Below are 22104 nucleotides of genomic sequence, written 5' to 3' on the forward strand. Positions count from 1 at the left end.
TGGTGGGTGGCAGGGTTGGACACGTGACGGAACCCACCCAGCGACCACTCCCCGCAGAGATCCCTCTGAAGGCGCTCGACACCACGCCCTCCACCCCCTGGCCGGTGCGTGTGCTCTCGGAGAAGATCAAGGGCTACATCGACAAGATGCCGCCGGTCTGGGTCGAGGGGCAGGTGGTGCAGTTCAACCAGCGCCCCGGTTCCGGGATGCAATGGCTCACACTCCGTGACACCGAGGCCGATGCCTCCCTGCCGGTGACGATCTTCTCTCGTGTCCTCCTCACGCTGCCCCAGCCGCCCGCGGAGGGCGACCACGTCGTGGTGCATGCCAAGCCCGTGTTCTGGACCAAGCGCGGCACGCTGCAGATGCAGGCCAACGAGATCAAGGCCGTCGGCGTCGGCGAGCTGCTCGCCCGGATCGAGGCCCTCAAGAAGGTCCTCGCGGCGGAGGGCCTGTTCGACCTGTCCCGCAAGCGGAAGCTCCCCTTCCTGCCCGCGGTCGTCGGGCTCGTGTGCGGGCGCGAGTCCAAGGCCGAGCACGACGTGGTGGTGAACGCCCGGGCCCGCTGGCCCCAGGTGCGGTTCGAGATCCGCGAGGTGGCGGTCCAGGGCGTCAACGCGGTGCGCGAGGTGTCGAACGCGATCGCCGAGCTCGATCAGGACCCCCGTGTCGACGTCATAGTCGTCGCGCGGGGCGGCGGCTCCGTCGAGGACCTGCTGCCGTTCAGCAACGAGTCGCTGGTCCGCGCCGTCGCGCAGGCCCGCACTCCCCTGGTCAGCGCGATCGGCCACGAGACCGACGCGCCGCTGCTCGACCTGGTCGCCGACTACCGCGCCTCGACGCCCACCGACGCCGCCAAGCGGATAGTGCCCGACGTGTCGGAGGAGCGCCTCCGTCTCACCCAGGCCCGCAGCCGGATGCGCGGCGCCGTCACGGCCATGATCGACCGCGAGCAGCACGGGCTCGACGGCGTCCGCTCCCGCCCGGTCCTCGCCGTGCCGCACACGATGCTGGAGGCCCGGGAGCGCGACATCGTCCAGTCGCTCCGGCACAGCCGGCACGCGCTGAACACGCTGCTGCTGCGCGCGAGCGGTGAGATCGGGCGGCTCGGCGCCCAGGTGCGGGCGTTGTCGCCGGCATCGACGCTGGAGCGCGGCTACGCCGTCGTACAGCGCGCCGACGGCCACGTGGTACGGCGGCCCGACGACGTCGCGGTCGGCGCCGGCGTCCACATCCGCCTGGCGGAAGGTGCGCTGGACGCAGAGGTCACCGCCACAGCCCCCTAGCTCCGATGACACACACGGTCGAGCGCCCGAAAAGCGACCTGAGATCGACAGCCGGTAGAGGACAGAAGCTGTCCTCTTTGCCTGGCACTGTAGGTCTCATGAACCAGGACAGCGCACTCACCCCGTTCCGCATCGACGTCCCGCAGGCCGACATCGACGACCTCCAGGACCGGCTCGCACGGACCCGCCGTCCGCTCCCCGTGCCGGGCCGCGACGACCGCACCGACTTCAGCCGCGGCATCCCCCAGACCTACCTGAACGAGCTCGCCGAGTACTGGCACGACGGGTACGACTGGCGCGCGCAGGAAGCCAAGCTCAACGAGCACGAGCAGTTCACCACCGTCGTCGACGGCCAGACCTTCCACATCGTGCACGTGCCTTCCGCGAACCCCGAGGCGACCCCGCTGATCCTGAGCCACGGCTGGCCGGGCTCGTTCGTCGAGTACCAGCGCCTGATCCCGCTGCTCACCGACGAGTTCCACCTGGTCATCCCGTCGCTGCCCGGCTTCGGGTTCTCGACACCGCTGTCGGGGACCGGCTGGGAGCTGGCGCGCACCGCCGATGCGTACGCCGAGATCATGACGCGGCTCGGCTACGAGCGGTTCGCCGCGCACGGCACCGACATCGGCGCGGGCGTCACCGGGCGGCTCGCTGCCGTCTACCCAGAGCGCGTCATCGGCACCCACGCCGGGAGCGACGGCCGGATGCTCGGCATGGTCGGTGACAAGTTCCCCTACCCTGACGGGCTGACCGACGACGAGATCGCCCAGATCGAGGCGATCCGCGCCGCGGACATCGCCGAGCGTGGCTACTTCGAGATGCAGAACCACCGTCCGGACACCATCGCCGCGGCCCTCACCGACTCGCCCGTCGGCCAGCTCGCGTGGATCGCCGAGAAGTTCCAGACCTGGACCAACCCCCAGCATGCGACCCCCGACGAGGCCGTGGACCGCGACCAGCTCCTGACCAACGTCAGCCTCTACTGGTTCACCCGTGCCGGCGCGTCGAGCGCGCAGTTCTACTACGAGTCCGAGCACTCGAACCTCGGCTGGGCGGGGGCCTCCGGGGTGCCCGCCGCCTGGGTCGTGTTCGACACCCACCACCTCATGCGCCGTGCGCTCGACCCGTGGAACGCGACGACCCGCTGGACCGACTTCACGGAGGGCGGCCACTTCCCCGCGATGGAGGAGCCCGAGCTGCTCGCGAACGACATCCGGGACTTCTTCCGCAGCCTGGGCTGAGGCGTCAAGGACGACGCGCCACGAACACCCACTCCAGCCCCGGCCGGTCGGGCGCGTCCAGCACCTCGTCGACCTCGAACCCGGCGGCAGCCAGCGTCGCCTCGGTCTCGTCCCGCTCTCGGAACCGCAGCGTCGAGACCGAGGTGACCACGTCGCCGTCGGGCAGCACGCCGGGCGGGAAGCGGTAGGACTGCTGGAAGGTGACGAGCGGGAGCTCCACCTTCAGCAGGTCGTTCCACATCTCCACCTCGCCCACCCCGGGGATGTCGCGACGGACGGACCGGAGCTCGCGGGTCCACCCGAGCCAGGCCTGCCGCGCCGGCACGCGGGTCTCGAACACGAGCACACCGCCCGGACGGAGCGCCGAGTGGACCGCCGCGAGCGCCTGGGCCCACTCGGCGTCGGTGGTGAACACCTGCGCGACGTTGCCGGTCATCGTGGCGAGGTCGGCGGCGATGCTCAGTCCGGCGACGGCGTCGGCCCCGCCCTCGACCCAGGTGACGGCGTCGGCGCCGGGCTTGCCGCGGGCCACCTCGAGCGAGGCGGCGGCGGGGTCGACGCCGGTCACGCGCAGGCCGCGCTCGGCCAGCAGGAGGGCGAGCACCCCGGTTCCGCAGCCGACGTCGAGCACGGTGCGGGCGCCGAACCGTTCGGCGAGGTTCGCGTAGAGGTCGAGGTCGCTGCGGTCGTCGTCGAAGGAGTCGTAGAGCCGCGCGAGCCGAGGATCCACGAAGATCGGGTCGGGTGTGGTCATAGCAACATGTTTACCCGTCGCGAGACCGAGCCCAAGGACATTCGGTCGGTTACGGTCGATACGGCACCAGAAGGAGAGCACGATGACAGGTGACGTTGACACCACGCTCGACGACGCGGCAGCAGTGTTCGCCACTGCCCGCAGGCGACTGTTCGGCATCGCGTACCGGATGCTCGGCTCGGCGGCCGAGGCCGAGGACGTCGTGCAGGAGACGTGGGTGCGGTGGCAGACGACCGACCGTTCGGTGGTGGTGAACCCGCAGGCGTTCCTCACCACCGCTGCGACGCGGTTGGCGATCAACGTGCTGCAGAGCGCACGGTCGCGCCGCGAGACCTATGTGGGTCCGTGGCTGCCCGAGCCCGTCGACACGAGCGAGGACCCGACGCTCGGCGCGGAACGGGCGGAGGCCCTGGACGTCGCGCTGCTGGTACTGCTCGAACGCCTGTCCCCGACGGAACGGGCCGCCTACGTGCTGCGTGAGGCGTTCGACTACGCGTACCCGGAGATCGCGCGGATCGTGGGGGTGTCGCCTGCCGCCACGCGCCAGCTCGTGAGCCGGGCGCGCAAGCACATCGCGTCGGAGCCGCGCAACACGGTGACCAGCACGGAGCGCCGCGCGCTCCTGGAGGCGTTCCTCGCCGCGGCCCGGGTGGGCGATGTCGAGCGGCTGGAGCGGCTGTTCGCCGAGAACGTCGTCACGCGGGCCGACAGCAACGGGACCGCGAAGCATGTCGCGCGCGTCGCGGTGCAGGGCAGGCGCAAGGTGGCGCAGGTGCTGTCGTCGTTCGCGGAGATCTTCTGGGCCGGGATCACCACGCGGCCGATCGAGGTCAACGGCGAGGAGGGCATGGCGATGGAGCGGGACGGCGAGTTGGTGGGCATCCTTGCGGTCACCGCGTCGGCCGAGGGCCTGCACGAGCTCATGTGGCAGCTCAACCCGGAGAAGATCGACCCGTTCCGGCGGGCCCGGGCAGGCCGGGCCACGCCGGAGGGTTCGAGCTGACCGTCAGGCCTGGGCCTTCCGCCACTGCTCGTAGGTGACCTCGCCCAGCAGCGCCTCGCCGTGCGGGACGAGCTCACCGTCCTCGAGCGGCGCGCCGAAGTACGTGGCGCTCGGGTCGGTGCGGACCTCGCGCGGGTCGTCCTTCGAGGCCAGGTACGTGCGCACGATCTCGTCGAAGCCGAAGACCTCCGGCCCGGCGATGTCGATGGTCCCGTTCAGCGGCGTGCCGACGGCCGTCCGGGCGACGAAGCGGGCGACGTCGGCGGAGGCGATGGGCTGGAAGCGAACCGGCGCCATGTGGACCACGCCGTCCGTCTCCGCGGTGTCGGCGATCGAGCTGAGGAACTCGAGGAACTGCGTGGACCGCACGATGGACCAGCCCGCGCCGGAGGCCTTGACGAGATCCTCCTGCACGATCTTGGCGCGCATGTAGCCGGCGTCGACGCCCTCGGCGCCCACGATCGAGAGGATCACGTGATGCTGCACCCCCGCCTTCGCCTCGGCCTCGAGCAGGTTGGTGGTCGAGGTCCGGAAGAAGTTGGTGACGTCCTCCTCCGCGAACGAGGGCGAGTTGCTGAGGTCGATCAGCACCTGGGCGCCCTCGAGCACCTCCGGCAGGCCCTCGCCGGTCAGGGTGTTCACGCCGGTCTGCGGCGAGGCTGCCACCGCTTCGTGCCCGTGCTCGCGCAGGTTGTTCACGACCTGGCTGCCTACGAGGCCGGTACCGCCGATGACCACGATCTTCATGGTGTGCTCCCCATTCATGTCCGGGACGTTCTCGACGAGCCGGACGGCCCGTCATGAGTTCGACCGGGAACACCCCAGATCTGTGACGGGCGGTACAGGGCGCGGTGCGCCCCGGCCAACTGGCGCGGGACCGTTACGGTTCGCTGGTGACGACCATCCGACACGTACTCTTCGACGCCGACGGCGTGCTCCAGGAGATCCGAGACGGTTTCTACGCCTCGGCCACGCCGATGCTCGGCGAGCGCGCCCCCGAGATCCTGACCCTCGCCTCGACCTACGAGCGGCCGCTCCTGGGGGGCGACGACGACTTCCTGCCGGTTCTCGCCGAAGTCCTGCGGCAGTACGACGTCGACGTGCCGGCCGCCGACCTGTTCGCGGCCGTCTGGCTGAACATCGCCACGTCACCGGCCTCGCTGGACCTGGTCCGTGGGCTGCGCGACGCCGGGTACGGCGTGCACCTCGGCACCAACCAGGTCCGGCGCCGGGCCGAGTACATGCAGGCCACGCTGCCCTACGACGAGCTGTTCGACGTCAAGCTCTACTCCTGCGACCTCGGGGTGGCGAAGCCGGACGTCGCGTTCTTCCAGAAGGCCGCGACCCGGATCGGGGCCGAGCCTGCGGAGATCCTCTTCATCGACGACCACTCCCCCAACGTCGAGAGTGCCCGGGCGACCGGGATGGCCGCCGTGGACTGGCGTCTCAAGGAGGGGCACGACGTCCTGCTGGAACGGCTCGCCGAGCACGGCGTCGCGCCCGCCTGAGGCCGCCTACCGCTCGCGCTCCACCCGCCGCTCGTCCCACACGGGCTCCGAGGTCTCGCGCACGACGCCGTCGGACCCGAAGACCAGGTACCGGTCGAACGAGCGCGCGAACCAGCGGTCGTGCGTCACGGCCAGCACCGTCCCGTCGAACGACTCCAGCCCGTCCTGGAGAGCCTCGGCCGACTCGAGGTCGAGGTTGTCGGTGGGCTCGTCGAGCAGGAGCGCCGTCGAGCCGGCGAGCTCGAGCAGCAGGATCTGGAACCGCGCCTGCTGGCCGCCGGACAGCCTGTCGAAGGGCCGGTCGGCCGCCTCGGTGAGCTCGTAGCGCCGCAGCCGGGCCATCGCCTTGCCCTTGTCCTGCGCGTGGTCCTCCCACAGGATGTCGAGCAGCGCGCGGCCGAACAGCTCAGGGTGCGCGTGCGTCTGTGCGAAGTGGCCGGCGACCACCCGCGCCCCGAGCTTCCACGTGCCGGTGTGCGCGACGTCGCCGCCCGCGAGCAGCCGCAGGAAGTGCGACTTGCCGGACCCGTTCGAGCCCAGCACCGCAACCCGCTCGCCGTAGAAGACCTCCAGGTCGAACGGCTTCATGAGCCCGGTGAGCTCCAGCCCCTCGCAGGTCACGGCCCGCAGGCCCGTGCGCCCGCCCCGCAGGTTCATGGTGATGTCCTGCTCGCGCGGCGGCTCGGGCGGCGGGCCGACCTCCTCGAACTTCCGCAGCCGCGTCTGCGCAGCGTGGTAGCGCGAGGCCATGTCGGGGCTGCTCGCCGCCTGGTTGCGCAGCGTCAGGACGAGCTTCTTGAGCTGGGCGTGCTTCTCGTCCCAGCGGCGGCGCAGCTCCTCGAACCGCGCGAACCGCTCACGCCGGGCGTCGTGGAAGGTGGAGAACCCGCCGCCGTGCACCCAGGCGTCGGCGCCCGCGGGGCTCGGCTCCAGCGACACGATCCGGTCCGCCGACCGCGACAGCAGCTCCCGGTCGTGCGACACGAACAGCACGGTCTTCTTGGTGGCCTTGAGCTGCTCCTCCAGCCAGCGCTTGCCCGGCACGTCCAGGTAGTTGTCCGGCTCGTCGAGCAGCAGCACCTCGTCGGTGCCGCGCAGCAGCGCCTCCAGCACGAGCCGCTTCTGCTCACCGCCCGACATCGTCCGCACCTCGCGGAACTGCACCCGGTCGTACGGCATGCCCAGCGCTGCCATGGTGCAGACGTCCCACAGCGTCTCGGCCTCGTAGCCGCGCACCTCCGCCCAGTCCGAGAGTGCCTGCGCGTACGCCATCTGGGCGGCCTCGTCGTCGACCGTCAGCATCCTGTGCTCGGCCTCGTCGACGGCGCGCGCCACCTCGCGGAGCCGGGGTGCGGACACCGACACCAGCAGATCGCGCACAGTGGTCTCGTCCCGCACGGAGCCGACGAACTGGCGCATGACGCCGAGCCCGCCGCTCACGGCCACGGAACCGGCGTGCGGCGCCAGCTCACCGGTGATGATGCGCAGCAGAGTGGTCTTGCCCGCGCCGTTCGGCCCGACGATCGCCGTCGCGCTCCGCTCACCCACGCGGAACGAGACGTCCCCCAGCAACGTCCGGCCATCCGGCAGGTGGTATTCGACGTGCGCGACTTCGAGATGGCCCATGGGACACCATGGTCCGACGTCGGACCGGCCAGAGCCAAACTGATTCCTGTGGACGGACTCCGCAGATGTCGGTGGCGTGCTGTTGACTGTCTCCCGTGAGTACAGATGCTGTGACCGGAACCGATCCGGTGAGGAACGCTCCCGACGTCGCGACGCTCAGCTATGAGCAGGCACGCGACGAGCTCGTGCAGGTGGTCGGCCGCCTGGAGACCGGCGGCGAGCCGCTGGAGGCGTCGCTCGCGCTCTGGGAGCGCGGCGAGGCCCTGGCCGCACGCTGCCAGGAATGGCTCGACGGCGCCCGCGAGCGCCTCGCCGCCGCGCAGCAGGGGTCTTCCTCGTCGGCCGAGTCGCCGGAGGAGGCCGAGTGAGCCCGTACGTCCTCGCCGTGGGCGAGGCGCTCGTGGACGAGGTGCACCGGCCCGACGGCTCCTCCGCCGAGCATCCTGGGGGAAGCATCGCCAACGTCGCGCTCACGCTGGGCCGCCTGAGCCGGGAGGTCCGGCTCGCGACCTGGCTCGGCGCGGACGCACGGGGCGACCTGGTGCGCGCGTGGCTCGCCGACTCCGGTGTGACGCTCGTGCCGGGCAGCGACGGCGCGGAACGCACCAGCGTCGCGGTCGCCACGCTGGACGAGAGCGGCTCCGCCACCTACGACTTCGACCTGGCGTGGCGCGTCCCCGCCGCGGCTCTGCCGGGTGCCGACACCAGCGCCGAGGCGAGCGCCCGGGTCGGCGGCACCGCTGCCCTCGCGGTCCACACGGGTTCGATCGCCGCGATCCTCGAGCCGGGCGCCACCGAGGTGCGCCAGGTCCTCGAGGCGGCCCGGACGACGTCGACCACAACGTACGACCCGAACGCGCGGCCCGCGATCATGGGCCCCGCCGAGGAGGTGCGGCCGCGCGTCGAGGCGCTCGTGCAGCTCTCCGACGTGGTGAAGGTGAGCGACGAGGACCTGGACTGGCTCTACCCCGGCGCCGACCCCGTGTCCGTGGCACGCGACTGGCAGCGCGGCACGCCCGCGCTGGTCGTGGTCACGTTCGGCGGCAAGGGCGCGGTAGCCGTGTCCGACGCCGGTACGGTCGAGGCGGTCGCCCCACGGGTCGAGGTGGTCGACACCGTGGGTGCCGGCGACTCGTTCATGGGCGCGCTCATCGACGGCCTCTGGGAGCACGACCTGCTCGGCGCCGACCGGCGCGGAGCGCTCGACGCCGTCGACCTGGCGACCGTGCAGCAGGTCCTGGACCGCTGCTGCGCCGTCGCTGCCATCACCGTGTCCCGGGCGGGAGCCAACCCGCCTCGTCGTGAGGAGGTAAGCCGATGACCGCAGTGCCGATGAGCGAGGTACCCGAGCGGCTCAGCCCGCGTGACGCCTGGGCGCTGCTGCGCTCCGGCAACGACCGCTTCGTCGCGGACGCCCCGGCCCACCCGTCCCAGGGCGCGGCCCGGCGCCGGGAGCTGCAGGCCGCGCAGCACCCGCACACGGTGATCTTCGGCTGCTCCGACTCCCGGGTCGCCGCGGAGATCATCTTCGACCAGGGCCTGGGCGACGTGTTCGTGGTCCGCACCGCCGGGCACGTCCTGGACACCACGGTGATCGGCTCCATCGAGTACGGGGTCGACGTCCTCGGCGCGTCGCTCGTGATCGTGCTGGGCCACGACTCGTGCGGTGCCGTCGCTGCCGCCGCGCACACGCTCGCCACGGGTGAGCAGCCCGGCGGGTTCGTGCGTGCGGTGGTGGACCGCGTCATCCCGTCGATCGTCAGCATCACCTCGGGCGACCCGGCCAAGGCGATGGCCGCGCTCGCCGACCAGAACGTGCTGCGCCGCGAGCACGTCAAGCACACCGTCGGGATGCTGCACAGCTACTCGGCGGGCCTGGCCAAGGCGGTCGACGAGGGCAGGTGCGCGGTGGTCGGTCTCGAGTACGACCTCGCGGAGGGCAGCGCACGCATGGTCAACGTGATCGGGGACGTCGGCGAGCTGCCCGCGGCCCTGCCCCAGTCCGACTGACGGTCGGCGCGGGGCGGGGGTGACACGAGTCACGCGCTGCGGTGCGTCGGCGGGGCGCGGCTGCGGCACGATAGATCCATGACTGCTGACACCGTCGTCCCGTCCGGCGACACCGAGTTCCGTATCGAGCACGACACCATGGGCGAGGTGCGCGTCCCGAAGAACGCCCTCTACCGCGCCCAGACGCAGCGTGCCGTCGAGAACTTCCCGATCTCCGGCACCCCCCTCGAGCGTTCGCACATCGAGGCCCTGGCCCGCGTGAAGAAGGCCGCCGCCACCGCGAACGCGGAGCTCGGCGTGCTCGACAAGGACATCGCCGAGGCGATCGTCGCTGCCGCTGACGAGGTCGCCTCCGGCAAGTACGACAGCCACTTCCCGATCGACGTCTTCCAGACCGGCTCGGGCACGTCGTCGAACATGAACACCAACGAGGTCCTCGCGACGCTCGCCACCGCCGCGCTCGGCAAGGACGTGCACCCGAACGACCACGTCAACGCGTCGCAGTCGTCGAACGACGTCTTCCCGACCTCCGTGCACGTCGCCGCGACCTCCGGCGTCGTGAACGACCTGGTCCCGGCGCTCACCCACCTGGCGGAGGCACTCCAGGCGAAGTCCGAGGAGTACGCGGAGGTCGTGAAGTCAGGGCGCACGCACCTCATGGACGCCACCCCGGTCACGCTGGGCCAGGAGTTCGGCGGGTACGCCGCCGCCGTCCGCTACGGCGTCGAGCGCCTGCAGTCGGCGCTCCCGCGTGCCGCTGAGGTGCCGCTGGGCGGTACCGCCGTCGGCACCGGCATCAACACCCCGGCCGGCTTCCCGCAGCGGGTCATCGCCCTGCTCGCCGAGGACACCGGCCTGCCGCTGACCGAGGCCCGCGACCACTTCGAGGCGCAGTCGGCCCGCGACGGCCTGGTCGAGCTCTCGGGTGCGCTGCGCACCATCGCGGTCTCGCTCACGAAGATCTGCAACGACCTGCGCTGGATGGGCTCCGGCCCCAACACGGGCCTGGGCGAGATCGCGCTGCCCGACCTGCAGCCGGGCTCCTCGATCATGCCGGGCAAGGTCAACCCCGTCATCCCCGAGGCCGTGCTCATGGTGTGCGCGCGTGTCATCGGCAACGACGCGACCGTGGCGTGGGCAGGTGCCTCCGGCTCGTTCGAGCTCAACGTGCAGATCCCGGTGATCGCCCAGGGCGTGCTGGAGTCGATCCGTCTGCTGTCGAACTCGTCGCGTGTGCTGGCGGACAAGACCATCGTCGGCATCACCGCGAACGTCGAGCGCGCCCGTGCGCTCGCCGAGTCGTCCCCGTCGATCGTGACGCCGCTGAACCGCGTGATCGGGTACGAGGCCGCCGCGAAGGTCGCGAAGACCGCCGTCAAGGAGGGCATCACCGTGCGGCAGGCGGTGATCGACCTCGGCTTCGTCGAGCGTGGCGAGGTCACCGAGGCGCAGCTCGACACCGCTCTCGACGTCCTCTCGATGACGCGCCCGCCGCAGGCCTGACGCGGGGACCGCGAAGTAGAGCGCCTGTCCTGCTTCCGCACGGTGTCACCGTGCGGAAGCAGGACAGGCGCTCTACTTCGCGGTCTCGAGCAGCAGGTCAGACTGCCGGGGCTTCTACCGGCTCGGCGGCCGGCGCGGCCGCCTCAGCGGTCTCGTCGGCGTCGTTCGACAGCAGGATGAACGCCGCAGCGGCGACACCAACGGTGGCGACGGTGGCAACCGTGGCCGCGATGGCGACCTGGGTCGCGACGGTCGCGACGCCCCACTCGCTGCCGGCGATCTCCTCGGCGCGGTCCTGGGCGGCCTTGCGCTGCTCCTTGCCGACCAGGCCACCGATGAGGCCCGAGCCGTGCAGCAGCGAGATCAGGGTGGCGGTGCGCTCGTCGGGCTCGGCGCCATCGACGAGAACCTTCGTGAGGTTGGCGCGCAGCGCGGTCTCGTGGCTCGAGTCGGCGGCCGGCCAGCGGGTGATCGGGAGCATGCGGAAGAGCTTGGTCTCTTCCTTCTCGAGAACGCCGCGCTCGACGAGAGCGGTCAGGAGGTTCTCCTCCGCCTTCTCGGAGATGGCCTCGACGATCTTGCGCGCGGGCGCGTCGGGCGCGTCGAGCGCGGCCTGCAGGGCGGCGTCGAGGGCCACGTGGCCGGTGGGCGCGTTGTCGGTGACGAGGATCGTGGCGTCCCCGGCCTTCTCGCGCTCCTCCTTGGTCGCGCCGGCCTCCGGCGCGCCCCGCATGAGGGTCTTGTTCGCGGCGGCGAGGTCCGCGAGGAGCGCGCCGGCGAGGCGAACACCCAGGTTGTCGACGTTGGCGGTCTTGCCCGTCTCGTCGTCGACGGCAAGCAGCAGGAAGTCTTCAGCAATCAGCATGGCCCTGATGCTATATCCGACAAGCGAGACAACGCCCGTATTGAGACGGCCACCCCGGAAACAGGCCGCAAACGGTTCGCCACATCCTTTGGTTAGCCTTACCTAAGTCTGCTACTGTCGCTCATGCACTCGAAGAGGCGTACCGCCGGACTGCGGGGCTGGGGGGTTCCGTCCGGCGGCACGCCTCTTCCGTGCCAGAAGTTGCGAACAGTCAGACGCTCAGGCCACTGGAGTGACCTGAGCGTCTGACATCGTGCGGCGGGCGTGTCGGGTCAGACCTCCAGCCGCTCCAGCATGTCGGTCACCAGTGCCGCCACCGGCGAACGCTCGGACCGGGTGAGGGTCACGTGCGCGAAGAGCGGGTGCCCCTTGAGCGCCTCGATGACCGCGGCGACGCCGTCGTGCCGCCCCACCCGCAGGTTGTCCCGCTGCGCGACGTCGTGGGTGAGCACCACACGCGAGCCCTGGCCGATCCGCGAGAGCACCGTGAGCAGGACGTTCCGCTCCAGGGACTGCGCCTCGTCCACGATGACGAACGCGTCGTGCAGGGACCGTCCGCGGATGTGCGTGAGCGGCAGCACCTCGAGCATGTCGCGCTCGATGACCTCCTCCACCACCGCGGGCGAGACCAGCGCCCCGAGGGTGTCGAAGACGGCCTGCGCCCACGGGTTCATCTTCTCGGACTCCGACCCGGGGAGGTAGCCCAGGTCCTGCCCGCCCACCGCGTAGAGCGGCCGGAACACGACCACCTTGCGGTGCTTCTGCCGCTCCAGCACGGACTCCAGGCCGGCACACAGGGCGAGCGCCGACTTGCCCGTGCCGGCCCGGCCGCCGAGCGAGACGATCCCGATGTCCGGGTCGAGGAGCAGGTCGATGGCCACGCGCTGCTCCGCCGAGCGCCCGTGGACCCCGAACACCTCCTGGTCACCGCGGACGAGCTGCACCCGCTTGTCCGCCGTCACGCGGCCGAGCGCCGAACCGCCCGGCGAGTGCACCACCATCCCCGTGTGCACCAGCAGCGGCGAGGCGGCCTCGACAGTCGCCGGGTCCAGCGCCGCGATCTCGACCGAGTCGTTGTCCCAGAGCGCCCCCATCTGCTCGTCGGACAGGTCGATCTCGCGCATCCCGGTCCAGCCCGAGTCCACCGCGAGCTCAGCCTTGTACTCCTCGGCCTGCAGGCCGACGGCGGACGCCTTCACCCGCATCGGCAGGTCCTTGGAGACCACCGTGACGCTGCTGCCCTCGGCCGCCAGGTTGGCGGCCACCGCGAGGATGCGGGTGTCGTTGTCGCCCAGCCGGAACCCGGCGGGCAGGACCGTCGGGTCCACGTGGTTGAGCTCCACCCGCAGCGTGCCGCCCGCGTCACCCACCGGGACCGGCGAGTCGAGCCTGCCGTGCCGGACGCGCAGCTCGTCCAGCATCCGCAGGGCGCTCCGGGCGAAGTACCCGAGCTCGGCGTGGTGCCGCTTGGCTTCCAGCTCCGTGATCACGACGATGGGGAGAACGACATCGTGCTCCGCGAACCGCAACATCGCCTTGGGATCACTCAACAGCACAGACGTGTCGATGACGAAGGTCCTACGTTCGTCACCTGCCGCGCCGGGAGCGGCGTCGGCACTCTGGTCGGACGGACGGGTGGTGTGTGCGGATTGGCTCACTGCGGTCTCCCTCCGGCGCCGAAACGCCGTGACAACCACGTCGCTACCTGGCGGACTCCGCCTACCGGCGGAACCGACCCGGACGAACCGGGGCTGGTGGATGGGCCGGACGACCGACTCGGAGCGCCGCGTCGTGGCGCAGAGCCGGGACCGGCCCTTCTCCACGGAGCAAGCACTCCATAGGTTGGCCTCCCGAAGGGGCGACTGGGTGCCGTCCCTGAAATGGAACCTACGCGCACTGCCATCCCATGACCAGAGTCGCGCCCCGGCGGGTCGCAAGTTGTCACGAACTGTTCACACGTTGGTAATAACTTGACGATCGCCCCAAGAAATCGCAAAACTCGCTGGAAGGCTCGCCGAAGCGTCAGGATGGGACGCATGGATTCCTTCGCCGTCCTCCTCCGCGCCGTCAACGTCGGACCGGGCCTGCGCGTCACGTCCGCGGACCTGATCGGTGCGGCCGCCGACGCCGGCCTCGGCGCGGCCCGCACCCTCCTCAACAGCGGCAACCTCGTGGTCACGCCGGGCACTTCTGGCGCCTCCACGGCCGCCGACGTCGGACGCCTGGTGCGGCGCTGCCTCACCGAGCGGCTCGGTCAGGACGTGGCCGTCGTCGCCCTGAGCGCCGCGCAGCTGGAGGCGATTGCCCGAGCCAACCCCTTCGCTGCCGCCGCGCGGGACCATCCCGCACAGCTCCAGGTGCACGTCCCGTTCGGCGACCTGGACGAGGCGGGGATCGCCCGGCTCGACCTGGCCAACGCGGGTCGCGAGCTGCTCGCGACCGGCGCGGGAGTGCTGTACGTGCACTACGTGGACGGGATCGGCCGGTCGAAGCTCACGTCGAAGGTCGTCGACCAGGCAGCGGGTGCGCCGACCACCGCCCGCAACTGGAACACGATCACCAGGCTGCGTGCGGCCTGCGCGGAACTCGCCTCCGAGTAGGGTGAAGTCCAGGGTGTGCCGGGAAGTCTGGTCGGCGTGGGCCGGGTCGACCGGTCCTGCTCTGACGACCCGCAAAACCGAGAGGACCAGCGTTGAGCCCTGACGCCGTCGCCCGCACCCGAATCCAGCGTCTCCGGACCTGGGCCGCTCGTGAGACCACTGGCGGTGCGCTCCTGATCGGGGCCGCGTTCCTCGCCCTGCTCTGGGCGAACTCCCCCTGGCGAGACGCCTACCAGGCACTGTCCGCGACGGTGATCGGTCCAGCCGCGATCGGGCCGCTGCCGGTCCACCTGGACCTGTCCCTCAGCACCTGGGCCGCGGACGGCCTGCTCGCGATCTTCTTCTTCGTGGTCGGCGTGGAGCTCAAGCAGGAGTTCGTCGCCGGCAGCCTCCGCAACCCGAAGGAGGCGGGCGTCCCGATGATCGCGGCGGTCGGCGGCATGGCCGTCCCCGCCCTGATCTACGCCACCGTCGTCCTGAGCCTCGGCGATCCCCGCGCCCTGCACGGCTGGGCCATCCCCACCGCCACGGACATCGCGTTCGCGGTGGGCGTGCTCGCCATCTTCGGCCGCGGCCTGCCGACCGCGATCCGGACCTTCCTGCTCACGCTCGCCGTCGTGGACGACCTGCTCGCGATCGTCGTCATCGCGATCTTCTACACCAGCGAGATCCACTGGCTCTCCCTGCTCGGCACGCTGGTCTGCGTCGCGCTCTTCCTGTGGCACGTCCGGTCGCGCAAGCCGCGGTGGTTCGTGCTGCTGCCGCTCGCCGCGGTCGCGTGGGCGCTGATGCACGCGTCCGGCATCCACGCGACCATCTCGGGTGTGCTGCTGGGCTTCACCGTCCCGGCGCTCGCTCTGCACGGCGAGGCGACATCGCGCACCACCCAGTACGAGTACCGGCTCAAGCCGCTCTCCTCCGGCATCGCGCTGCCCGTGTTCGCCTTCTTCGCCGCGGGCGTCTCACTGGTCGACGGCGACGGGCCAGGCGCCGTGATCGGCCAGCCGGTCGTCGCCGCGATAGCCGCCGGCCTGGTGCTGGGCAAGCTTCTCGGCGTGCTCGGGACGACGGCTCTGATCACCCGGATCACTCCCCTGCGCCTGCCCGACGGCATCGGCGTGCGCGACCTGCTGCCCGTAGGGCTGCTGGCCGGCATCGGGTTCACCGTGTCGCTGCTGATCAGCGAGCTGTCCTTCGGGGACTCCGAGCACACCGACGGGGCGAAGATCGCGATCCTCGGCGCCTCGGTGCTCGCGGCGATCCTCGGTGCGATCTCCCTGCGCTGGGACGCCCGCCGGTCCCGCACGGCCGACATGAACCTCGACGGCCGGCCGGACCAGGTCCGCAGCTACATCGGCGACACGAAGGACCGCGAGTCCCACTGACCACCCCGCCGAAGTAGAACTGTGGCGAGGTAGAACTGTGGCGAAGTAGAACCAGGGCAGGATTTTCCGCTCCAGTTCTACTTCGCCACAGTTCTACTTCGCCCTGGTTCTACCTCGCCACGGTTCTATCTCGGCGTCAGTACTCCAGGAGGAGGGCCTCGCCCTGGCCTCCGCCACCGCACAGCCCGACGGCGGCCCGTCCGCCCCCGCGGCGCGCGAGCTCGTGCGCCGCGTGCACCGCGATGCGGGCCCCGGACGCCCCGACGGGGTGACCCAGCGCGATCCCGCCGCCGTGCACGTTGACGCGGTCCAGCGGAACTCCCAGCGCCTTCGCCGAGACCCCGACCACCACGGCGAACGCCTCGTTGATCTCCACGACGTCGAGGTCCTCGGCAGTCCAGCCCTCCCGCTCCAGGGCCTGGGCGATCGCCCGGGCCGGCTGGGAGTGCAGGGAGTTGTCCGGGCCTGCCACCTGCCCGTGCGCGCGAACCGTCGCGAGCACCGGCACCCCCGCCGCCTCCGCGCGGCCGCGGGTGGTGAGCACGAGCGCCGAGGCGCCGTCGGAGATCTGTGACGAGTTGCCCGCCGTGAGCGTTCCCTCGCCCGCGAACGCGGGCCGCAGCTTCGCCAGCGACTCGGGAGTGGTGTCGGGGCGGACGCCCTCGTCGGTACGCACCTCCACGGGCTCGCCGCGGCGCTGCGGCACGGAGACCGGTGCGAGCTCCGCCTCGAAGACCCCGTCCTTCCAGGCCGCCGCGGCCCGCTGGTGCGAGGCCGCCGCGATGGCGTCCTGCTCCTCGCGCGACACGAACACCGAGCCGGTGTTGTGGTCCTCGGTCGAGATGCCCATGGAGGCGCCGTCGAACGCGTCGGTCAGGGCGTCGTGCGCCGTCGCGTCGAGCAGCTCGGCCGAGCCGTAGCCGAACCCGAACCGCGAGCCGGGCAGCAGGTGCGGCGCGTTCGTCATCGACTCCTGCCCGCCCACCAGCACCACGGTCGCCTCGCCGGTCCGCAGCAGCCGGGCGCCGTCGATGATCGCCGTCAGCCCCGAGAGGCACACCTTGTTGACCGTGACGGCCTGGACGTCCCAGGAGACGCCCGCGGCGACCGCCGTCTGCCGGGCCGGGTTCTGCCCGGCACCCGCCTGGATCACCTGGCCGAAGATCACCTTGTCGACGTCGGCGGCGAGCGGGCCGGCGCCCTCCAGGGCGCGTCGCGCGGCTACCGCACCGAGCTCGACCGCGCTGAGCGTGGCCAGCGAGCCCTTCAGCCGTCCCTGCGGCGTCCGCGCCGCCGACACGATCACCACGTCGTCTGCCGTGTTGTTCTGAGCGCTGGTCTTGTCAGCGCGGTTCTCCGCACCCGGGGCCGCGCTTGTGGCGCTCGCCGGAGTGTTGATCGGGTCAGTCATGAGACCTCCTTTGGCCGTCGTTCTTCAGCGTATCGCCCGGTGCCGCCCACCTCGTAGCCCTCACACCATCGGCTCGACGAGCTCCACGGTGAGCTCCGGCTCCGTCTTCTCCACCACCTCGTCGGCGGTGACCCCGGGTGCGAGCTCCCGCAGCACCAGACCGGACGGCGTCACGTCGAGCACCGCCAGGTCGGTGATGATCCGGTTCACCACGCCCTTGCCGGTCAGCGGCAGCGAGCAGGTGCGCAGGATCTTCGGCGACCCGTCGCGCGCCACGTGCTCCATGAGGACGATCACGCGCCCGGCGCCGTGCACCAGGTCCATGGCGCCGCCCATGCCCTTGACCATCTTGCCGGGGATCATCCAGTTGGCCAGGTCGCCCGTGGCGGAGACCTGCATGCCGCCCAGGATCGCGGCGTCGATCTTGCCGCCGCGGATCATGCCGAACGACATCGCGGAGTCGAAGATCGACGAGCCCGGCAGGAGCGTCACCGTCTCCTTGCCCGCGTTGATCAGGTCGGGGTCCACCTTGTCCTCCGTCGGGTACGGCCCCACGCCGAGGATCCCGTTCTCGGACTGCAGCACCAGGTGCCGGCCCTCCGGCACGTAGTTCGGCACGAGCGTCGGCAGCCCGATGCCCAGGTTCACGTACATGCCGTCGGTCAGCTCGCGCGCGGCGCGCGCGGCCATCTCCTGTCGGGTCAATGCCATGGTCCAGCCTCTCTCGTCTCGGCGAAGTAGAGCGTGTGTCCAGACAGACGCTCTACTTCGCGGTCGCCACGTTGTCGGGGTAGAGCGGGTGTCCGGACAGACGCTCTACTTCGCGGTGTCCGACGGCGGGGTTGTGACCGTTCGGCGCTCGATCCGCTTTTCGATGTCGGTGCCTACGTGCACCATGCGGTGGACGTAGACGCCGGGCAGGTGCACGGTGTCCGGGTCGATCTCCCCCGGCTCGACGAGCTCCTCGACCTGAGCGATGCAGATCCGCCCCGCCATCGCGGCGAGCGGCGAGAAGTTGCGGGCCGACTTGTTGAACACGAGGTTCCCGTGGCGGTCCCCGCGGAGTGCGTGCACGAGCGCGTAGTCGGTGCTGATCGACTCCTCCAGCACGTACTCGGCGCCGCCGTCCCCGAACGTGCGCACCTCCTTGGCCGGTGACGCGATGGCGATGCCGCCGGCGCCGTCGTACCTGCGCGGGAGGCCGCCGTCCGCCACCTGGGTGCCCACACCCGTCCGCGTGAAGAAGGCTGCGATGCCCGCGCCGCCGGCGCGGAGCTTCTCGGCGAGCGTGCCCTGCGGGGTGAGCTCCAGCTCGAGCTCCCCGGACAGGAACTGCCGCTCGAACTCCTTGTTCTCCCCCACGTACGAGCTGGTCATCTTGGCGATGCGGTGGGCGTTCAGCAGCACGCCGAGCCCCCAGTCGTCGACGCCGCAGTTGTTGCTCACCACGGAAAGGCCGGCGGTGCCCTGCGCGAGCAGGGCCTCGATCAGCGCGATCGGGTTGCCGCACAGGCCGAACCCGCCCACGGCGAGCGACGCGCCGTCCGGTATGTCGGCGACCGCCTCGGCCGCGCTCGCGACCACCTTGTCGAACCCTGTGCTACCCACTTCAGTCATCGTTGACTCCTCCATCGGGCCAGTGCCGGCAGGTCGTGCCATGTGCCAGTGTCACACCCGGTCAGCGTGCGCTCCATCCGCCGTCGATGGTCCACGACGCACCGGACACCATGGCGGCCTCGGGGCCCGTGAGCCACCCGACCAGCGCGGCCACCTCCTCGGGTTCCACCAGCCGTTTCACCGCGGCCTGCTCGAGCATGACCTTCGCCAGCACCTCCGACTCGGGGATCCCGTGCGCCTTCGCCTGCTGGGCGACCTGCTTCTCGATCAGCGGCGTGCGGACGTAGCCGGGGTTCACGCAGACGCTCGTGACCCCGCGCTCGCCGCCCTCCAGCGCCGTCACCTTCGACAGCCCTTCGAGCCCGTGCTTGGCCGCCACGTACGCCGCCTTGTACGGCGACGCGACCAGCCCGTGCACCGACGAGATGTTGACGACCCGGCCCCAGCCGCGTTCGTACATGCCGGGCAGCGCCGCGCGGACCAGCAGGAACGGGGCCTCCAGCATGATCCGCTGGACCAGCCGGAAGTCGTCGGGCACGAAGTCCTGGATGGCGCTGACCCGCTGGATGCCCGCGTTGTTCACGAGCACGTCCGTGTCCAGGCGGAGGGAGTCGAGCGCCCGGGTGTCGGACAGGTCCACCACCCAGGCCTCGCCGCCGACCTCCTCGGCGACCGCCTTGGCGCCGTCGCCGTCGACGTCCGCCACCGTCACGTGCGCACCCCGGGCCGCGAGCTCCCGGGCGCACGCCGCGCCGATGCCGCTGGCACCGCCGGTGACGAGGGCGCGGCGGCCGTCCAACGTGTGGCTCAGGACCGTGGAGCTCAAGACCGGCCCTCCGCGAGCGCCCGTTCGCGTGCCTGGTCCTCGGCGTCGAGGGCGTGCAGCGAAGCGCCCTTGGTCTCGCGCAGCGCGAGCGCCGCTACCAGCGTGATCGCGGCCGCGACCAGCATGTAGACCGCGGTGGGCCACCAGGAGCCGGTGTTCTTGAGCCAGGTGGTGGCGAGGATCGGGGCGAGCGAGCCCGCCACGATCGACGTGACCTGGTAGCTGATGGAGACGCCCGAGTACCGCATCCGGGTGGGGAACATCTCCGACATGATGGCGGGCTGGACCGCGTACATCATGGCGTGGAAGAGCAGTCCGGCCATGAGGACGGCGAGGATCACCCACGTGTTCCGGGTGTCCATCGCGGGGAACGCGAACCAGCACCAGGTGGCGCCGAGGATCGCGCCGGCGATGTACAGGGGCCTGCGGCCGATGCTGTCCGCGAGGCGTCCCACGGCCAGGATCATGACGAAGTGGAACGCGTGCGCCGCCGCGACGACGCCGAGGATCCGGGTCGTGTCCATGCCGAGGGCGGTGCCGAGGTAGACGATCGAGAAGCTCACCACCAGGTAGTACAGGATGTTCTCCGCGAACCGCAGGCCCATGCCGGTCAGCACGCCGCGCGGGTAGCGCCGGATCACCTCGAGGACGCCGTAGCCCTTGGCGCCCTCGTCGATCTCGGCCTTCGCCTCCTCGTAGATGGGCGCGTCCGAGACCCGGGTGCGCACGTAGTAGCCGATGACGATGACCACGGCGGAGAGCCAGAACGCGACCCGCCAGCCCCAGGAGAGGAACGCGGCGTCGGTCAGGGAGGCGGACATCGTGTAGAGCACGACGGTGGCGAGCAGGTTGCCCGCGGGTACGCCGGCCTGCGGCCAGGCCGTCCAGCGGGCCCGCTCGTCGTCCCGGCTGTGCTCCGCCACGAGCAGGACGGCGCCGCCCCACTCGCCGCCGAGCGCGACGCCCTGCACGAAGCGCAGGATCACCAGGAGTGCCGGGGCGAGGAAGCCGACCTGCTGGAACGTCGGCAGGCAGCCCATGAGCACGGTGGCGACGCCGATGAGCAGGATCGTGAACTGGAGGGTGTGCTTGCGCCCCAGCTTGTCGCCGATGTGGCCGAAGATCACGCCGCCGAGCGGCCGGGCGAGGAAGCCGACCGCGTAGGTGACGAAGGCCGCGATGATCGCGTCGTACTCGTTGCCCGTCTCGGGCATGAGGACCTTGTTGAACACGAGCGCCGAGGCGGTCGCGTAGAGGAAGAAGTCGTACCACTCGACGACGGTGCCGGCCATCGAGGCGGCGACGATGCGCCTGATCAGCGACCGGTCGTCCGGTGCGCGGGTGCCCTGCTGTGCAGACATGCTGCTCCTTGGTGTCGACTCTGACACGGGTACTGGCCGGCCGGGCGATCCGCACGGCCTGCCACGTGTGACTCGCCAGAGTTTTCCCGGGAAGCACTGTGCGGAGCAATGACGAAGTGGGCAGACCCGATGTGCACGGATGCACACTTGGTACGGTCGCCGCATGCCAGCCCGCAATGACCAGCCGGCCAGCCAGGTCGCCGACCAGCTCCTCGTGCTGCTGCAGGTGGCGCGCACGGGCCGCTACACGACGGCGGCGCAGGCCCTCGGCGTCAACCACACCACCGTGGCCCGCAACATCACCGCGCTCGAACGCTCCCTCGGTGGCCGTCTCCTGGTGCGCGGCGCCGACGGCTGGGAGCTCACCTCGCTCGGCCGCCGGGCGGCACGCGCGGGCGAGGCCGTGTCGGACGCCGTCGACCGGCTCGTGGCCGGCGACACCGAGGCCGACCCCGTCACCGGCGTCGTGCGGATGACGGCGACCGACGGGTTCAGCGCGTATATCGCCTCCCCCGCGATCGCCAGGCTGCGCGGCGAGCACCCGGAGCTGTCCGTCGAGCTCGTCACCGTGACGCGCGTGGCGACCCACCATCGTTCGGGCGTGGACATCGACGTCGTCGTCGGGGAACCGAGCGTCCAGCGGGCCAAGGCCGTGTGCCTCGGCGACTACGTGCTCGGCATGTACGGATCGCGCGACTACCTGGCCCGGCACGGCACCCCGGCCACCGTCGACGAGATGTCCCGCCACGGGCTCGTCTACTTCATCGACTCCATGCTCCAGGTCAACCACCTCGACGCACCGCGCCGCCTCGTGCCGGGCATGCAGGACGCGCTGGCCTCGACGAACGTGTTCGTGCACGTCGAGGCCACCCGCGCAGGGGCGGGCCTCGGGTTCCTGCCCTGCTTCATGGCCGACCGGCACGACGACCTCGTCCGGCTCCTGCCCGACGAGGTGACCGAGCGCCTGCCCTACTGGGCAGTGATACGCAGCGAGTCCTGGCGGCGGCCCGCGGTGGCCGCCGTCGTGCAGGCGCTGCTCGCGGAGATGGCGCGGCAGCGGGACCGGATGCTGGGGCAGTAACCCTTGGGCGTGCCGCCCTCAGCCCTC

At 71.1% G+C, this 22104-nt stretch carries 21 protein-coding genes; 11 read left to right on the top strand and 10 right to left on the bottom strand.

Annotated elements, in window-relative coordinates:
* Positions 1-23 precede the first annotated feature (23 nt).
* A complete protein-coding gene (gene xseA, locus ACNYC2_RS22415) occupies positions 24-1286 on the top strand; it encodes an exodeoxyribonuclease VII large subunit (protein ID WP_419703905.1) in 1263 nt (420 codons plus the stop codon).
* A 98-nt stretch (positions 1287-1384) separates the two neighbouring features.
* Positions 1385-2527: an epoxide hydrolase family protein gene (locus tag ACNYC2_RS22420; protein WP_419703906.1), complete on the top strand. Its 1143-nt coding sequence runs from the start codon at positions 1385-1387 to the stop codon at positions 2525-2527.
* A gap of 4 nt (positions 2528-2531) precedes the next feature.
* Here ACNYC2_RS22420 and ACNYC2_RS22425 read toward each other — a convergent pair whose 3' ends face one another.
* Entirely contained in the window at positions 2532-3281 is a 750-nt protein-coding gene (locus tag ACNYC2_RS22425) for a class I SAM-dependent methyltransferase (protein ID WP_419703907.1), read from the bottom strand.
* 82 nt (positions 3282-3363) lie between these two features.
* On the opposite strand from ACNYC2_RS22425, the gene sigJ reads away from it, so the two are divergent.
* The gene (gene sigJ, locus ACNYC2_RS22430) at positions 3364-4284 is read left to right on the top strand and encodes an RNA polymerase sigma factor SigJ (RefSeq protein ID WP_419703908.1); all 921 of its coding nucleotides are present in this window, start codon (positions 3364-3366) and stop codon (positions 4282-4284) included.
* 3 nt (positions 4285-4287) lie between these two features.
* Here sigJ and ACNYC2_RS22435 read toward each other — a convergent pair whose 3' ends face one another.
* Positions 4288-5031: an SDR family oxidoreductase gene (locus ACNYC2_RS22435; protein ID WP_419703909.1), complete on the bottom strand. Its 744-nt coding sequence runs from the start codon at positions 5029-5031 to the stop codon at positions 4288-4290.
* Positions 5032-5177: 146 nt separating this feature from the next.
* Between ACNYC2_RS22435 and ACNYC2_RS22440 the strand changes: the two genes are divergently transcribed.
* Positions 5178-5792 carry an HAD family hydrolase gene (locus ACNYC2_RS22440; protein ID WP_419703910.1) on the top strand — a complete coding sequence of 205 codons (615 nt, stop codon included), beginning with the start codon at positions 5178-5180 and terminating at the stop codon, positions 5790-5792.
* Positions 5793-5798: 6 nt separating this feature from the next.
* Here the strand turns inward: ACNYC2_RS22440 and ACNYC2_RS22445 are convergent, their stop codons facing one another.
* The gene (locus ACNYC2_RS22445; protein ID WP_419703911.1) at positions 5799-7418 is read right to left on the bottom strand and encodes an ABC-F family ATP-binding cassette domain-containing protein; all 1620 of its coding nucleotides are present in this window, start codon (positions 7416-7418) and stop codon (positions 5799-5801) included.
* Positions 7419-7546: 128 nt separating this feature from the next.
* Here ACNYC2_RS22445 and ACNYC2_RS22450 point away from each other — a divergent pair, with 128 nt between their 5' ends.
* From ACNYC2_RS22450 to ACNYC2_RS22465, 4 genes are all read left to right on the top strand, one after another.
* Complete coding sequence (locus ACNYC2_RS22450; protein ID WP_419703912.1) at positions 7547-7786, top strand: exodeoxyribonuclease VII small subunit; 240 nt, start codon at positions 7547-7549, stop codon at positions 7784-7786.
* Positions 7783-8739: a carbohydrate kinase family protein gene (locus ACNYC2_RS22455; protein WP_419703913.1), complete on the top strand. Its 957-nt coding sequence runs from the start codon at positions 7783-7785 to the stop codon at positions 8737-8739. The genes ACNYC2_RS22450 and ACNYC2_RS22455 overlap by 4 nt, the downstream gene beginning before the upstream one ends.
* Positions 8736-9428, top strand: a complete 693-nt coding sequence (locus tag ACNYC2_RS22460) for a carbonic anhydrase (protein WP_419703914.1) — start codon at positions 8736-8738, stop codon at positions 9426-9428. Before ACNYC2_RS22455 ends, ACNYC2_RS22460 begins: the two co-directional genes overlap by 4 nt.
* A 78-nt stretch (positions 9429-9506) precedes the next feature.
* Positions 9507-10931 carry a class II fumarate hydratase gene (locus ACNYC2_RS22465; RefSeq protein WP_419703915.1) on the top strand — a complete coding sequence of 475 codons (1425 nt, stop codon included), beginning with the start codon at positions 9507-9509 and terminating at the stop codon, positions 10929-10931.
* A gap of 97 nt (positions 10932-11028) precedes the next feature.
* On the opposite strand, the gene ACNYC2_RS22470 is transcribed toward ACNYC2_RS22465, so the two are convergent.
* Both ACNYC2_RS22470 and ACNYC2_RS22475 read right to left on the bottom strand, forming a co-directional pair.
* On the bottom strand, positions 11029-11796 hold the full coding sequence (locus tag ACNYC2_RS22470; RefSeq protein WP_419703916.1) for a GOLPH3/VPS74 family protein: 768 nt from the start codon (positions 11794-11796) through the stop codon (positions 11029-11031).
* 272 nt (positions 11797-12068) lie between these two features.
* Entirely contained in the window at positions 12069-13328 is a 1260-nt protein-coding gene (locus ACNYC2_RS22475) for a PhoH family protein (RefSeq protein WP_419707885.1), read from the bottom strand.
* A gap of 504 nt (positions 13329-13832) precedes the next feature.
* On the opposite strand from ACNYC2_RS22475, the gene ACNYC2_RS22480 reads away from it, so the two are divergent.
* A complete protein-coding gene (locus ACNYC2_RS22480) occupies positions 13833-14396 on the top strand; it encodes a DUF1697 domain-containing protein (protein WP_419703917.1) in 564 nt (187 codons plus the stop codon).
* 92 nt (positions 14397-14488) lie between these two features.
* Entirely contained in the window at positions 14489-15781 is a 1293-nt protein-coding gene (nhaA, locus tag ACNYC2_RS22485) for a Na+/H+ antiporter NhaA (RefSeq protein ID WP_419703918.1), read from the top strand.
* A 136-nt stretch (positions 15782-15917) separates the two neighbouring features.
* On the opposite strand, the gene ACNYC2_RS22490 is transcribed toward nhaA, so the two are convergent.
* From ACNYC2_RS22490 to ACNYC2_RS22510, 5 genes are all read right to left on the bottom strand, one after another.
* The gene (locus ACNYC2_RS22490) at positions 15918-17090 is read right to left on the bottom strand and encodes an acetyl-CoA C-acyltransferase (RefSeq protein ID WP_419707886.1); all 1173 of its coding nucleotides are present in this window, start codon (positions 17088-17090) and stop codon (positions 15918-15920) included.
* A gap of 162 nt (positions 17091-17252) precedes the next feature.
* Complete coding sequence (locus ACNYC2_RS22495) at positions 17253-17903, bottom strand: CoA transferase subunit B (RefSeq protein ID WP_357505597.1); 651 nt, start codon at positions 17901-17903, stop codon at positions 17253-17255.
* Positions 17904-18008: 105 nt separating this feature from the next.
* Positions 18009-18809 (bottom strand): CoA transferase subunit A, encoded by an 801-nt coding sequence (locus ACNYC2_RS22500; protein WP_419703919.1) that lies wholly within the window; start codon positions 18807-18809, stop codon positions 18009-18011.
* A 61-nt stretch (positions 18810-18870) separates the two neighbouring features.
* Positions 18871-19620 carry a 3-hydroxybutyrate dehydrogenase gene (locus tag ACNYC2_RS22505; RefSeq protein WP_419707887.1) on the bottom strand — a complete coding sequence of 250 codons (750 nt, stop codon included), beginning with the start codon at positions 19618-19620 and terminating at the stop codon, positions 18871-18873.
* Between the two features lie 11 nt (positions 19621-19631).
* The gene (locus tag ACNYC2_RS22510) at positions 19632-20996 is read right to left on the bottom strand and encodes an MFS transporter (RefSeq protein WP_419703920.1); all 1365 of its coding nucleotides are present in this window, start codon (positions 20994-20996) and stop codon (positions 19632-19634) included.
* A 163-nt stretch (positions 20997-21159) separates the two neighbouring features.
* Here ACNYC2_RS22510 and ACNYC2_RS22515 point away from each other — a divergent pair, with 163 nt between their 5' ends.
* Positions 21160-22077 (top strand): LysR family transcriptional regulator, encoded by a 918-nt coding sequence (locus ACNYC2_RS22515; protein WP_419703921.1) that lies wholly within the window; start codon positions 21160-21162, stop codon positions 22075-22077.
* Positions 22078-22104 lie beyond the last annotated feature (27 nt).

This window comes from Promicromonospora sp. NFX87, from assembly GCF_048564965.1.
Classification (GTDB): domain Bacteria; phylum Actinomycetota; class Actinomycetes; order Actinomycetales; family Cellulomonadaceae; genus Promicromonospora.

Coding starts and splice junctions, on each gene's coding strand:
- ACNYC2_RS22445 (WP_419703911.1), bottom strand. CDS start 7,418: ATGGGCCATCTCGAAGTCGCGCACGTCGAATACCACCTGCCGGATGGC.
- sigJ (WP_419703908.1), top strand. CDS start 3,364: ATGACAGGTGACGTTGACACCACGCTCGACGACGCGGCAGCAGTGTTC.
- ACNYC2_RS22435 (WP_419703909.1), bottom strand. CDS start 5,031: ATGAAGATCGTGGTCATCGGCGGTACCGGCCTCGTAGGCAGCCAGGTC.
- ACNYC2_RS22420 (WP_419703906.1), top strand. CDS start 1,385: ATGAACCAGGACAGCGCACTCACCCCGTTCCGCATCGACGTCCCGCAG.
- ACNYC2_RS22425 (WP_419703907.1), bottom strand. CDS start 3,281: ATGACCACACCCGACCCGATCTTCGTGGATCCTCGGCTCGCGCGGCTC.
- ACNYC2_RS22515 (WP_419703921.1), top strand. CDS start 21,160: ATGCCAGCCCGCAATGACCAGCCGGCCAGCCAGGTCGCCGACCAGCTC.
- ACNYC2_RS22510 (WP_419703920.1), bottom strand. CDS start 20,996: ATGTCTGCACAGCAGGGCACCCGCGCACCGGACGACCGGTCGCTGATC.
- ACNYC2_RS22470 (WP_419703916.1), bottom strand. CDS start 11,796: ATGCTGATTGCTGAAGACTTCCTGCTGCTTGCCGTCGACGACGAGACG.
- ACNYC2_RS22480 (WP_419703917.1), top strand. CDS start 13,833: ATGGATTCCTTCGCCGTCCTCCTCCGCGCCGTCAACGTCGGACCGGGC.
- ACNYC2_RS22475 (WP_419707885.1), bottom strand. CDS start 13,328: ATGTTGCGGTTCGCGGAGCACGATGTCGTTCTCCCCATCGTCGTGATC.
- ACNYC2_RS22465 (WP_419703915.1), top strand. CDS start 9,507: ATGACTGCTGACACCGTCGTCCCGTCCGGCGACACCGAGTTCCGTATC.
- ACNYC2_RS22495 (WP_357505597.1), bottom strand. CDS start 17,903: ATGGCATTGACCCGACAGGAGATGGCCGCGCGCGCCGCGCGCGAGCTG.
- ACNYC2_RS22500 (WP_419703919.1), bottom strand. CDS start 18,809: ATGACTGAAGTGGGTAGCACAGGGTTCGACAAGGTGGTCGCGAGCGCG.
- ACNYC2_RS22460 (WP_419703914.1), top strand. CDS start 8,736: ATGACCGCAGTGCCGATGAGCGAGGTACCCGAGCGGCTCAGCCCGCGT.